Raw genomic sequence first — 13,738 nt, 5'->3', positions numbered from 1 at the left:
TTCCATTATACGTTTTTACACCTCTATGAAACAAGTCCCGCGACAGAAATTTCACCAATTAGTAACACAAAGAAAGTGTAAATTTTCAAAAATCAATCATTTACGGGGACGAGGCGGTTTTTCTCCCCAAAATTGAAAATAATCAGTCCGGATCGTGCCATTATAGAGCTTTCTTTTTTTAGTTGCCTTTTGACCGTACAAGAGTTCAAATCTGGGATGACTGGAGATCATATAAATACTCCATGTATCAAAAGGTCTCAGCGTTTGGCCGAGCTCTCTGTAGATCTGTTCCACTTCCTTTTTTTCTTGCATACGTTCTCCATACGGCGGATTGGAAACGACGACACCGAAATCTTTTTGAGGTTTAAAATCGGATGCACGCATCTGTTTAAATTGGATGATATCACCGAGCCCCGCCTCCATGGCATTGTTTTCTGCCAGTTCAATCATTTTCGGGTCCAGGTCCGTGCCCAGAATGTCCAATGGCTGATCATAGTTTGCAAGATCTTCCGCTTCTTCAAGCGTCCGATCATGTATAGCATGATCGAACCAGCTCCAGTTTTGAAAATCAAATGAGCGGTGAGTACCCGGCGCAATATTTTGCCCGATCAGCGCAGCCTCAATAGGCAACGTCCCGCTTCCGGTAAATAAATCGGCGAACGGACGGTCAGGGTGCCAGTTCGTCAGTTGAATCATGGCTGCCGCAAGGGTTTCTTTTAATGGTGCTTCATTGTGCAAATAGCGATATCCTCGTTTATGAAGACCCGTGCCACTCGTATCAATGGTGAGGCTTACCTCATCTTTGAGGATTGCAACCTCAACCTTCACTCTCGGGCCTGTTTCATCGAACCAGTTAACTTTATGTGTGTCTTTCAGCTTTTCCACGATGGCTTTTTTAACGATTTTTTGGCAATCCGGCACACTGTATAATGCGGATTTTACAGATTTCCCCGTCACCGGGAAGGTGTCCATACGATGAATATAGGCATCCCAGTCAATCGCCTTCGTCTGTTCAAACAGTTCTTCAAAGCTCGTAGCCTTAAACGTGCCGGCCAATATTTTGATTCGATCTGCCGTACGAAGCCACATATTCGCTCTTGAGACTGCTTGCGCATCCCCTTCAAACATCACCTTGCCGTTTTCGACTGTGACATGTTTGTATCCGAGTTCCTTGATTTCGTTAGCTACAATCGCTTCAAGACCCATTGCAGCTGTTGCAATAATCGTAAAAGTTTTCATATGTGATCACACCTTTGCCCTGACTTTATATTTCAAAAAGAAAAAGAAAATCGGAGAACAGTTAGTCTACAAAGCTGTCTCCGATTCATTACATTCATCATATGGTTATATTATCATAAAAGGCACCGTTTTTGCTCTGTAAGCCATGTTCTGTCCCCTGAAATACCAAACGGTGAGGTATGTTCAGGGTGGCAATCATCTGTCTAAAGAACAAATGTTCTTTCCGTCACTCCGTTTTATTCCTTTGCGACAGTGCCCCTACCAAATTTTGGGTTTCTCGCTCGTGGGGTTTACCGCGTTCCACTCTGGATGTTTCCATACAGACTCCGTCACTGTGGCACTTTCAAGGTCCATACTGCCATATCCCATCGGGACTTAGGCTGTATCACCTGCCGTCAGCCGCATGAATGCAACTGCCCTGGCTTATGACTTCGCCAGGCACGAACACTACAGTCATCTCAGACTGTGCGAGCATGGACTTTCCTCTGCGCATCAAGATGCACAGCGATTACCCGAACAAAAACGTATGCCTTTTATAACCAAAAGACATCATACCATTAGAAAAGGATTCATGCAATGCCCATTACACATTTTTATGAATGGCCTGCCTTGCCAGATGATCTGCTTCCTTGTTTTCTTTTCCCGGGATCCATTTGATAAAACAGTGATCAAAGGATGCGCCCAGAATCAGGATACGTTCAAGGAGCGGTTTGTATATCGGCTGTTTCACATAGTCCTTCTCAACAGCATCAACCAGCAGCATTGAATCTGAACGTAATGAAACGATCCGTTCATCGCGTTCCTGCAGTTTCTCCAGTGCAATGATACACGCATGGAACTCAGCTTCATGATTGCTCATTATACCGAGAGGGACGGCATATCTCTCAAGTGTTGCACCTTTTTTCATGAAAATACCCGCTCCAGCCGGTCCGGGATTTCCCTTACTTGCACCATCCGTATATATTTCGATCATGGCCAGCAAGCGGATTAATCATAGAGTTTGCTGCCGAAAACATGCTTCTCGAGATTCGACAGTCTTCGGAGAATATCATAATTCGTGTTCCCTTGCGTGGGCTGTGTTGGCTGAACAGGCTGCTTTCGCACATTTTCTTCAAGTTTTGTGGCCTGTTTTTTTGTATTGGCCAACTCCGTTTCAAGCTTTTGAATCTGATTTTCAAAGGCTTCATAGTCTTTGATGATTTCATCCAGGAACTGGTCCACTTCATCCTGGTTATAGCCCCGCATACTGGACTTAAATTCTTTTTCGTATATATCATTCTTACTTAATTTAGAAATCTGCTGTTTTACCACAGTCGCCACCTCTTTCACGTTTCTCTCTATATTCTTTCAAAGTAATGGGAGCTTGTCAATTCCAGCTTTGTTCATCTAGCTCTTCACGTATCAAATCTTCAATATCATCCGGTGTCATCATGTGTACGGGATATTCGGATCCCTTCTGTGTCTGCCTGTATTTATCAACAGCCTCAAGAAAATATCCGGGAGATCCCGGTGTCATCTCATCATAAAGAATCATCGCACATTGGGTTTTTTGTACAACAAAATCATTCTTTTGCCTGAGCTGGGAAGGATTCTCATAAGGACGTTTCGTTATGTAGTCTTTATGATCCGCCTCTGACCAGATCTGTTCATAGAGGACTTTTACCGGCTCAGGAAACTTCTGTTCCTGTTCAAAAAACGGAGCCAGTAAAGCCAGTTTAATGTCCGGATACGTTTCCTTCATCGACAGAACCGCTTCTCCGGCCCAAAGCTCCACACCGGCTTGACCGGTAATCACTACCCACTCATAATCCCATTCTTCTTTTAACTGGATCAGTTTCTTCCGGATTGCCGCCTTTAAAAATGGCAACTGCTCATGTTTTTCATTAAACACACCGATTTCATGCGGTTTATAGCCGGTTACACTCATGACCTGATACATGCGTCATTGCTCCCTCCGGATTCAAGCATCCATTCATCGCCTGATTTATGAAAAAGCGAATCCGGTGAAGGGATTCGCTTTTATCTCTCATATCAGCTGTATACAAAAATCAAGTCTTACCTCGGTATTCATTTAAATCAAGAGAAGTTTCAATTGCCGACAGCTTTATTGCATGAAAATAAACGTTGAGGCGATGACGAGAAAAAAGAGACCCAAAACAAACTTTACCATCTTGCTTTCACTCCTGCCTTATATTGAACTGTTTCCTGATAAAGCATAGTGAATAAAGGCTGAAAAAGCAAGAAAAAATCAACTTTTTCCGAACTTTTTTAATTCACCCCACGTTTTTACATCTTTTGCATCCAGTTCATCGAGCAGGTGATGAAAAACGGTCGCAGTCATATAAGCATCTGCAAGAGCATGATGTCGGCCACTCGTTTCAATTTGATAAAGCTTGATCAGCTCATCCAGAGAGTTCCTCTTCCTCGGATACAGTGATTTGGCAAGCTGGTACTGATCAATATACAGCGGATCATACCCGTGCAACCGCCACCTGTCAGCAAGAATTTTCAAAAACTGGACATCAAAACTCGCAGGATGTGCCACAAGAATACTTCCTTTTGAAAACTCGAGAAACTTTGAAAATGCTTCAGGGAAAGCAAGTCCCGCTGTCACCTCTTCGTGCGTCATCCCTGTCAGGTTACTTACAAATGCACTCATCGGTTTCACCGGTTCGATTACTTCGTAAAATTGTTCAGGAAAATCGATCCGGTTTCGATTCAGTTTCGTAGCGCCTATTGCCAATACCTCATCTCCGAGGTTACAGAAAAAACCGGTTGTTTCCAAATCAAATACCGTAAACGTAATATTATCGATCGGTTCATCATCATAAATGGTCAGATTTTGAAATGAATCTAACTGCTGATCCACTCTCTTCATCACGTCGCGATTCTTCCAGGACCACTTCTGTCTGTTTGCGTGGAATTTGTGAAAATCATATCCGAAATATTTAATGATTTGCCAGGATGACACTTTCATATCTTATATCCCCCGGTTCTTCGCGAAACTGAGCTCTGTCATTTGTTGCATCCGTTTTGCAACGATTAATGCATCTTTGATCGGTTTTCGGTCCTCTTTATCCATATGCAAATAGGGAAGCTTATTGGACAGAGGTTCATCATCGCGAATTTGTCTGATATTTAATTTCAGCCGTGCATCAAGGAGATAATCCATTGCCATCATCGCGTTTTTCATATCTCTCGGGTGGAAAACTTCCCGATTCTTTAACACCTTCAGACGTTCTGCCGTATTGACTTCTTCCACCCCGTAGCGGATCGCAAAGATGCGGACACCGTTGACAATCTGCATAAGCGCCGACTTTTTCAAATCAAGCTCCTTGTTTTTGCCTCTTAAGGAGACGCGTCCGAGGGGATTGATGGGTACTCTGAATCGAATCGTGTCTTTCATCAGAAAAGCATGAAGGGTTTTATTGTTCTGAATGGCCGGCGTAATCTCCTTACGAAGACGCTCTGCAAGCGAAAAATCGCCGTAGATAGCTCGGTAATCCACGAAAATCGTAAAATCACGAATCTCTTCAGCATCGGCTTCTTTAAGCCATCTGTTCACTTCCTCCACCCATTCGCTGTAATCCCTGCACCACTTTCGCTCGCGGGCCATAATACCGCCTGTGCACTCCGGGAATCCTGCATCTGCCAGGATGCGATTTACTTTTGCAGCAAAGTGATGGAAATACTCTTCGATGGTTCTCCGATTCTCAAGATGTCTGTAATCCTCAAGAATCAATCCGTTGTCCTGATCAGAACTGAACGCCTGTTCTCTTCTTCCTTGACTGCCCATCACGATAAAACAGAAGTTGATCGGGGCAGAGCCGTGTCCTTCATTTTCCATTTCTTTCAAAGCGAATTCAATGGCTTTACGGTGAATGTGGTCATTGTAACTTGAGATCAGTTCACAGACTTCTCTTGGATACGTTCGTTCGTTCAAAAGCAACTCTGTAAAAGAGAGAAAATCCTCATTATTCGCCGGTCCGAGTTTCACCAGGTCCTCACGTCTGGCTGCTCGGTGAAGCTGATGCGAGAGGTACAAATATTTTGATTCTTCAAGGTACAGAAAGGTTTCAGGTCGGGTTACCCCGACGAGGTCCATCCCATTCAGTACAGGCACCAGATCGATTGTATCTTCCTTGAAATAAGACAGAACCTCATAGCTGAATGCCTGTTCCTGCACCGTTACAGCGGAGGCGTTCATCCAGTCCTTTACCGGATCATGTTCCTTTTGCGCAATCATCGCTTCCACAACATGTTTCATGTGAAGAACCCCGGCATATTTACCAAGTCTGCCAATTACAGCAACGCTTGAAACATCACTGTGCATCATCATTTTTCCCGCCTCAAGCATCGACGCATGTTCCGGAATGGATAGCGGTTTGTCCATGATATCTCTGATTCTCGTTCGAAACAGTGGCACATTTTCGCGATCCGTTGCACCCCGTTCCTGACGTATTTCATCATAAAGAGACTTCATCCGTTCTCCGATACCGCTTAAAATCACATCTGCAAAGATCTGGTTTTCGCCGAGAAGTTCAAGCATTTTCTTTTTCGGTAATACAACTGTCTCACAGTCTTCAAGTGCCTGAACAGAGAAGTTCATTTGACCCTCAGCAAGCAGAATCATCAGCCCGACGATTTCACCAGGATAATAAAAACGCACGGAAATCTGTTGGCCATTGTCTTTATGAAGCATATTTTTTGCCAAGCCCTTTAAGAGAAAGTAAATCTCAGGGTCTTCATCATGCTCATGAAACAAAAACTGATTTTTTTTAAATGACTGGCGCTTGGCACTTTCCATTAATGTATCAAACTGATCCTGCGTCAGCTGATCAAATGGAAACGTCGTGCGGATCACGTGACTGAACGATTTAGACGTTTTTGCTTTCAAGATGAACCGACTCCTCTCTTAATGACTCTCACATTTCAGCAGTAATCTCTCTCTTCGTTTCACAAGGGAGGCATCCTGCATGAACGTGTCTTTTCCAAGGCGATCAAGACAGCGGAGCGCCTCACAGGGCTGTTTCATCTGATGCTCAAATATCTTCGAAAGCTCCACAACTGCTTTTGATACATATTCATCCCCATGTTCAATCGTATACTTCAACAGTTCGACAGATTCCTCAAAATTCCCTTGTTTTTTATACATACCCGACAGCATCAGTGCAGCACGTGCCGCTGTGTTGGAGCCTGAATCCACGGCACGCTGCAGATGCTGAAGTGCGAGACGGTTCATCTTCCATTCTGAAGACCACTTGCCCGCGGCAAAATGTTCGTCAGGTGTCAGGTTTTGATCCTTATACAAAAAACGTTTCGAAATCATCGTAAACAGGGTGATTAATGACCGGACATCCTGGTCATTATGAGTAATAATCCCCTCCAGCAGGGCTGGATTTTGATCAAATAAGTATTCCTGATACAAAACGGGGGCCATCCTGCCTGGTACATCGTCTATACGTTCAATGCCGAGTTTTTCTTCTTCCACCACAGACAATCTGCAGGATGGCAGTTCATCTTTCCAAAATCGTCGGGCTGCGTGAAGGAGGTCAATATGACCGGTTACCGGAAGGACAGGGAGCATTTTTTGAAGAAACGCATGCCGGGATTTGACCTGTGGCCAGTCAAATGATTTCCCGTTGTAGCTGACGATATAATCCTTATCGGATATTTCATCCAGAAAACCTGCGAGAAAGGCGGTTTCATGTCCCGGATCCATGAGAAGGTGCTGCGTCACCTCAATCCCTTCCTGATTTACACGCGCATAACAGATCAGAAATATTCTGTTTCCTGCCCCGTGTGAGAGGCCGGTGGTTTCCGTATCAAAAAACAGGAGCTCTTCCGGTATTCTCCCGGCTGTAGAAAGGGGATGAGCAGATTTGTCATGCTTCCAGAAATCGGTCAACTGAGACAGTTCATTGTAGACATTTTGATCATGCACTGAAAAAGGATAGACCGTTTTTCTCCGGTAGGAATATTCACCTTCAAACGAAAAAGGAAAAAAGCCCATGTCTGCAAATCCTTTGGACAATGGGGAATCCGTCCCTTCAACTTCCCGACTTTCAGCCGGTTTTACTCCGGATCGCTCAGCGGATGGTTCTGTTTGTAAATGTGTGGCCATCCGCTTTAGTCGTGCTTTCATCGTCACATCGATCACCTCCTGTTCTTCTGCTTCTTATTCAGCAAGAAGACTGCTTAACAGCTTCAGAGTCAGTACTTTAACAGGCACATCACCAGAACCCGCACTTTCTCCGCAACAAGTTGGACAGCCGCCTTCGCAGGAACAGTTATAGACAAAGTCCAATGACCGTTCTAGCACATCCGGTAAAAGCTGATAGATCCGCTCGCTTAATCCTGCCCCACCCGGATAGCGATCATAAAGAAAGATCGTGGGTTGACGCGTGAGTGTCTCTTTTACCTGAGCTGACGTGTAGAGATCAGCTGTATCACACATTACCTCAACGGCAGACACGTGTTTCATCACATGGGCAAGACTCGCGAGTACCTGTTCCCAAGCATCTTCAGAGAGGCTTTCCATCTGATCCTCATTCAGATGAATGCCAATGCCGTTCGTATGCAGCTCCTGTTCGGGCAGATGAATCGGTCCCGAGCCGATATTTTCGAAAGTATCGAGTTTCATTTTTTTATAAAGGGTCGCCATGGCAGTTACCATCACATCCCCATAGACAGCACGGTGAGCGCCGAGCGCTTTCTCCTGGTCCACTTCCAATACTTTAAGTTGTACAGCCAGGTTGGCATCCGTAAAATAATCCACATCCACCTCACGGACAAACGCCTTTTTTTCGTCCCAGTCGAGATGCTCCACTTGGAACTGTGTCCCTTCATGCAAATAAATGGCTTCCTCATGCAACAGCGTCATCGCACTGAATGTATCCATTTCTCCGATCACCTGATGCTTGGAGGTCACGGATTGATCGATGATGATGACGTTCTCCTGCGCCGCGGACCGCAAAGAAATGTTATGGGCCGGAAATGCATCATTCATCCAGTGAAACTGTTGACGACTTTTGAAGAGCACGCGCTGATCCATCAGGTACTCAAGAATATCTGTGACCTCGACACCATCAAAGGCCTCGTTTTCTTCAAACGGCAGCTCATAAGCTGCACACTTCAGGTGATCGACGAGTATAATCAGATTGTCTTTATTGATTCTTGCCGTCTCCGGCGAATGATCAAAAAAGAAATCCGGGTGTGAAAACAGGTATTGATCGAGCGGAGATGAGCTTGCCACCATAATCACAAGTGATTCGTCCTGTCGACGCCCGGCCCTGCCGGCCTGTTGCCATGACGATGCAATCGAACCGGGGTAACCGGTCATGACGCATACTTGCAGCTGACCGATATCCACTCCGAGTTCGAGCGCGTTTGTACTGACGACTCCGATGGTCTCACCGCTGCGTAAATCCTTCTCTATCTGTCTTCTTTGAGAAGGCAGATAGCCTCCGCGGTATCCCCTGATCCGGTTTTGCCGGATGGAACCCGAGGTGAGCTGCTGCAGGTGGCTCAAAATCAATTCAACCCTGACCCGGCTGCGCGCGAAGACGATGGTTTGAATGCCATCCTTCAAAAAGTCTGACGCCAGTTGATTGACCATTTTCGTGGCACTTTTACGGACGTTCAGAACAGGATGCAAGACAGGAGGATTGTATAGCACAAAATGTTTTCTGCCCGCCGGTGCGCCATTGTTGTCAATCAGCTGCACCGGCCCACCCGTCAGCTCTTCTGCAAGCTCCACGGGGTTCGCAATGGTTGCAGAGGTACATATGAATGCAGGATCACTTCCATAGTAGCGGCAGATCCGTTTCAATCGCCGAATGACATTCGCCACATGTGAACCGAATACGCCCCGATATGTATGCAGCTCATCAATCACGACGGTTTCAAGATTCTCAAACAGAGAAATCCACTTTGTATGATGCGGCAAGATCGCCGAATGCAACATGTCCGGATTTGAAAGAACAATGTGGCCGGCTTTTCTGATTGTCTGTCTGATTGCAGGTGGAGTGTCCCCATCATACGTATAACTGCGTATTTCCATGTCCATGTCTTCTATCAGCCCGTTTAATTCGCTCATCTGATCCTGTGCAAGTGCCTTCGTTGGAAACAGGTAAAGTGCACGAGCGTCATGATTTTTCGAAAAACGATGCAGAACAGGGAGGTTATAACAAAGTGTCTTGCCTGAGGCTGTCGGCGTGACCGCGACAATGTTTTTGTTGTTGTTTACGGATTCATTGAAGGCTGAACGTTGGTGACTGTATAACTGGTGAATACCGCGATTCTTCAGCGCTTCTTGAATACATATATCAAGTACATGCGGAAACGGGGCAAAGACCGCTTCTTTTTCCGGCATGGTTTGCCAATGAATCACATTGGGATCTTCTTTGAGCAATGAAATTTTATCGGTTAACGTCTGCTTTTTAAACATCCTGTTCACCATCCTCTGTTTCCAGTATAACGAATAGGCGTTTGCATGAACAGCCCAAACCGCTGATTCTTACGAAGATACTGAACTTGAGGCGAACTTATAATCGCTTTTAACCTGAAGAGAGCACATCCATATCACCCGCCGGTACTAAACGTTGGATTCCTGCGTTTATCAACCTCATTCCAGAGGTATAAACTGAAACAAGGAGGGGTTTGTTATATTTTTAAATAAAAACAAAAGTTACCTGATCGCAGGCATCATCGGCATACTGGTCGGCATGTTTATCCTGAGCCCAATAATAAATACAGTCTGGTAACCGGCGAGATCTTGCTTAATCCAGGCACACACAAAAAAAGGCACCCGAGTTGGAATGCCCTTTTTTTGTATACAGGTATGCCGATATACAGGATACGAACATACAGGTTTTCAGCGATTCACAGAGTCTCTTATTCCGGCTTTCCGTACTGCTCCATGGCAAAGTGACTCAGTTTCAGTTTTTCAAGCGCGTGAAGCGGCACCAGGAATGTCACCGTCACAACCCCTGGATTACGCCCGATCTCAATAGCCCCAGTCACCGTTGCCCGGTTCATGACCTCCGGTACACTTGTTCCAAGGACCATTGCAGCCCGCTCGAGGCCGTTCGTCGTTGCATCATTCAATGTCGCGCCGGTTCCGACAAATGACAGCGGCAACGATGATTCCAACGGCTGTTGCATGGACCAGCCTGCGTGCAGCCGCTTGGCCTCTTCCCGTTCCGCTTTCGTGATCGGCTTTGCCAGATAAGGAAGATCTTCTTCAACCGGCAAAATCACAGGTCCCTCGAGCTTCAGACCTTTGATTACGTTTACCTGAAGGGTCACAATGCCCGATACATCAGTTGTGTGTCCTGCGATTTCACCATCTCCCTGCATGGCGTGCATATCCCCAAGATAAACTCCTCCACCTTCAACCTTTACCGGTGCAATGACAATTGCGCCTTCGCGAGCCCGGTTAATATCCATATGACCATCTGTTCTGTCTTCAAGTTCATCTTCTGTTAATCCGTAATCATGGGGCGCACCAATGAGAAATTGACCAAAGTCACCAGCGTTATGTGAATCCGGTATCGGTCGTGACGGCGTCGTGCCTAATTGCCCCAGGAATGGCCGTACTCTCGCGATTGCCCCCACCAAGTCATGAGGGGCAAATGTCACGATCGGATTTTGTACGGAGTTTTCCGGCGTGGACATATAGGATTTCCCGTCATGTGCAACCTGTTCTGCCCCCTGTTTGTCCAGCGTAATCCCCACCGTTTTTTGATCGTTAAATGTCATCGTATAAGCATTCGTAAATCGGAACGGTGTCACGTCAGCATCGCAGTTTTCGCAGCGGATTGCATCCTGACCAATGCCCTTGATGACAGTCTGCGGGTTCATTTCTCCACATTCCGGGCATTTCACTGCCACAAATGGATCTCCGAGAAAACGTCCGTCAACCGGTGCGTCGTTTCCTGATGCCGTCGCGATGGACGTGACTCTTATAGATTTAATTCTGATCGCTACAGCATCACCGACTTCTGCGCCTTCCACAAATACCGGCTTCGTAACCTCATGTCCGCCTTTCAGACATGGCGTTATCATCGGTCCCCAGCAGCCCGGAGTTGTATTGGCCACGATGTGTCCCCCATCCTTGACGGGTCCTAGCATCTCTTTGCCAGGGTCCAATATTCCATCTGTAAACTTATTGACAAATACAGTTTCTTTACTGTTCATCTTTACCCCTCCTGATCCAAAGTGAGAAAACGCTTACAAATTAGTTCATTCCCCAATCCTGATCGTTCATAACCTTATTGTTGAATGAACAATCATGTTCTTAGTGTCGTTTGTTAGTAAAGCGGTGTGCATTTGCTTTACCCGATCAGATACGCAAGGTATGATGGTAGAGACGAAAGAGAGGGACTTGCCATGACGAAAGTGCTGTATTTCATGATTATGGTTGCTTTTTTAGATACTTTTGTTCAATTGCCGATTATTACACCATACGCCGTCTCACTTGGTGCATCCAATGTCTTAACCGGTGCAATTATAGCCGTTTATTCACTTGCGAATATGGTTGGGAATATATTTACCGGTCACTGGATAGACCGGTTTGGCAGGAAAAAGATGCTCTTAATCAGCATGTTTCTTGTCGCGTTCATTCTGCTGTTTTACCCGCTTGCCCAAAACGGTGCACAGCTTTTTCTGATTCGATTGTTGCATGGCTTGGCTGGAGGTGCGCTTATTCCGGCAGCTTTTGCTTATGTAGGAGACAGAACAAGACGAGAAGGTCGAGGTCGTGCCATGGCGTACACCGGTGGAAGTATTGGCTTTGCAGCGATTATCGGTCCCGCCTTTGGCGGAGGTGTCGCTGCTGCAGGTGAGATTGAATGGGTTTTTATCCTGATTTCCATTATCTTTGTCCTTACCGCCGTGCTTGTGATCACAAATGTTGAAGAGTCATTCACACCTGTGGAGAGGGCCAAAGTTAAAATCAGTGACTTCAGTCAACTGTTGAAAGAACCCCTTATTATCCAAGCTTCTCTGACCGCATTCGCCCTGATGATCAGTAACGGTACACTGGCATTTGCCCTGCCGCTGAAAATTGACAGTATCGGATTGGACTCCGCTTCGACGGGGATGCTGTTAAGCATTTACGGTCTGACCGCACTATTGGTCTTCCTGACACCAGTCAACCGGTTATTCGACAGTATCAATCCTGTTCACCTGATATTAAGCGGCCTTATACTGATCGGCAGTTCAATGATGATGCTGACTCTGTTCGACGCCTTTGCGTTGATTATCCTGGCCATGATTGTGTACGGCTCAGGATTCGCCTTTGTGTTCCCATCTATGAACAAGGTTGTCTCTGACGCATCGAGCAAAGTGGATCGCGGTAAAGCATACGGCATTTTCTATGCAGCATTCTCTCTCGGTGTTGTTTCCGGTTCCTTTATCGCCGGAGCCGTCGCAGAGTGGTTCGGACTACCTTTCTTCTTTGCTGCGTCAATGATTTGGATTCTCTCCGGGGTGCTTTACGCCATTTATGTCCGCCATCTCAAATCAAATCGATCCAAAAACGAAAGGATTCTGCGGTGAACCTCTTTCCTCAGGATTTTTCGTTCATTTAAGATCTGGTGCCGCGCTTCAGGGACAATACAAACTTGAAGATTGCGGCATTTTTGTTTATAAAATTCGATATTACGGTCACTGTCTACGGTCGTATCTTTCTGTCCCTGGACAAGGTAAACAGGGATTCTGACAATCGAGGAGTAACGGATCTCTTCTTGCCATGTCGCCATCGCAAAGAACCACTCCGCACGAAGGTAGTGGACCTGAAGCGGATCGTGAGTAATAAACAGATGATATCGTTCATCGTCGGAGTTCCGTTTAAATGTTCGCTTTGAACGTGGGATCAGTCTGCTGGCAAGCTTGATCACGCCTTTCGTCTTCTTCCACTGATAAGGTAAATATAACGGCGCCGCAAGAACAAGGCGATCGAAACCAGGATCCTTTCGCCCCGCGGCCTGAAACAGTATGGCACCGCCTGTGCTGTGTCCCATGCCAATCCGCTCTCCTGCAGGCATATACGGCACCATCGCATGATAAGCGTCCCGAACGGCTGTATTGTATTCCTGAAATGAATGAATGGACCCTTCCTCTCCCTGGCTCAAACCATGTCCGGGCAGGTCGACGGTCAGTACGGTATAACCGCTGCCGAGAAGGACATTGATGGTCCTTGACAAGCCGCCGGAATGGTCAAGATAACCGTGAACAAGAAAGACCGTGCCTTTATGCTGCTTTGCATAAAAACACTGTACGAATAAATCCTGGGAATTTCTTGAAATCAGTCCTGCACGATAGTGCTGCAATCTGGTAAGGTCAAAATGATAGTAGTTTAAGTATCCGTCTAATGCCGGATCGTCCACATGGGGATCAATCCGGTCGAGGCTTGGCATCTCATTGATTAAATCTTGTAACCACGCGGTTGTTGACTCTGGCATCTTTCTCACCCCTGTTTCATTTGCCTTATGTA

At 46.1% G+C, this 13,738-nt stretch carries 11 protein-coding genes and 1 other RNA gene; 1 reads left to right on the top strand and 11 read right to left on the bottom strand.

The annotated features are described in order from the left end of the window. Window positions 1-96: 96 nt before the first annotated feature. The 10 genes from BSEL_RS09785 to BSEL_RS09745 all read right to left on the bottom strand — a co-directional run bounded on the left by BSEL_RS09785 (window position 97) and on the right by BSEL_RS09745 (window position 11,439). The gene (locus tag BSEL_RS09785; protein WP_013172839.1) at window positions 97-1,239 is read right to left on the bottom strand and encodes a THUMP domain-containing class I SAM-dependent RNA methyltransferase; all 1,143 of its coding nucleotides are present in this window, start codon (window positions 1,237-1,239) and stop codon (window positions 97-99) included. 134 nt (window positions 1,240-1,373) lie between these two features. Continuing rightward, an RNA gene (gene rnpB / locus BSEL_RS17530) (RNase P RNA component class B) lies at window positions 1,374-1,759 on the bottom strand. Window positions 1,760-1,822: 63 nt separating this feature from the next. Continuing rightward, window positions 1,823-2,212, bottom strand: a complete 390-nt coding sequence (locus tag BSEL_RS09780; RefSeq protein WP_013172838.1) for a ribonuclease HI family protein — start codon at window positions 2,210-2,212, stop codon at window positions 1,823-1,825. Window positions 2,213-2,226: 14 nt separating this feature from the next. Continuing rightward, window positions 2,227-2,484 carry a cell division regulator GpsB gene (gpsB, locus tag BSEL_RS09775; protein WP_408643033.1) on the bottom strand — a complete coding sequence of 86 codons (258 nt, stop codon included), beginning with the start codon at window positions 2,482-2,484 and terminating at the stop codon, window positions 2,227-2,229. Between the two features lie 121 nt (window positions 2,485-2,605). Beyond that, on the bottom strand, window positions 2,606-3,178 hold the full coding sequence (locus BSEL_RS09770) for a DUF1273 domain-containing protein (protein ID WP_013172836.1): 573 nt from the start codon (window positions 3,176-3,178) through the stop codon (window positions 2,606-2,608). A 309-nt stretch (window positions 3,179-3,487) separates the two neighbouring features. After that, window positions 3,488-4,216: a 3'-5' exonuclease gene (locus BSEL_RS09765; protein ID WP_013172835.1), complete on the bottom strand. Its 729-nt coding sequence runs from the start codon at window positions 4,214-4,216 to the stop codon at window positions 3,488-3,490. Window positions 4,217-4,219: 3 nt separating this feature from the next. Further along, window positions 4,220-6,136, bottom strand: a complete 1,917-nt coding sequence (locus BSEL_RS09760) for a DUF294 nucleotidyltransferase-like domain-containing protein (protein ID WP_013172834.1) — start codon at window positions 6,134-6,136, stop codon at window positions 4,220-4,222. Window positions 6,137-6,154: 18 nt separating this feature from the next. Next, window positions 6,155-7,384 carry a ribonuclease H-like domain-containing protein gene (locus BSEL_RS09755; RefSeq protein WP_232970521.1) on the bottom strand — a complete coding sequence of 410 codons (1,230 nt, stop codon included), beginning with the start codon at window positions 7,382-7,384 and terminating at the stop codon, window positions 6,155-6,157. 33 nt (window positions 7,385-7,417) lie between these two features. After that, the gene (locus BSEL_RS09750) at window positions 7,418-9,688 is read right to left on the bottom strand and encodes a DEAD/DEAH box helicase (RefSeq protein WP_013172832.1); all 2,271 of its coding nucleotides are present in this window, start codon (window positions 9,686-9,688) and stop codon (window positions 7,418-7,420) included. A 446-nt stretch (window positions 9,689-10,134) separates the two neighbouring features. After that, window positions 10,135-11,439, bottom strand: coding sequence for an acetamidase/formamidase family protein (locus tag BSEL_RS09745; RefSeq protein ID WP_013172831.1), 1,305 nt, complete (start codon window positions 11,437-11,439; stop codon window positions 10,135-10,137). Window positions 11,440-11,631: 192 nt separating this feature from the next. Here BSEL_RS09745 and BSEL_RS09740 point away from each other — a divergent pair, with 192 nt between their 5' ends. Further along, on the top strand, window positions 11,632-12,801 hold the full coding sequence (locus BSEL_RS09740; protein ID WP_013172830.1) for an MFS transporter: 1,170 nt from the start codon (window positions 11,632-11,634) through the stop codon (window positions 12,799-12,801). On the opposite strand, the gene BSEL_RS09735 is transcribed toward BSEL_RS09740, so the two are convergent. Further along, complete coding sequence (locus tag BSEL_RS09735) at window positions 12,747-13,706, bottom strand: alpha/beta hydrolase (protein WP_013172829.1); 960 nt, start codon at window positions 13,704-13,706, stop codon at window positions 12,747-12,749. The two genes, BSEL_RS09740 and BSEL_RS09735, sit on opposite strands and share 55 nt — an antisense overlap. Window positions 13,707-13,738: the final 32 nt, after the last annotated feature.

Source organism: [Bacillus] selenitireducens MLS10, from assembly GCF_000093085.1.
GTDB classification, from domain to species: domain Bacteria; phylum Bacillota; class Bacilli; order Bacillales; family Salisediminibacteriaceae; genus Salisediminibacterium; species Salisediminibacterium selenitireducens.
Note: the sequence above shows the minus strand (reverse complement) of the source record. Positions and strands in the feature narration are given on the sequence as shown.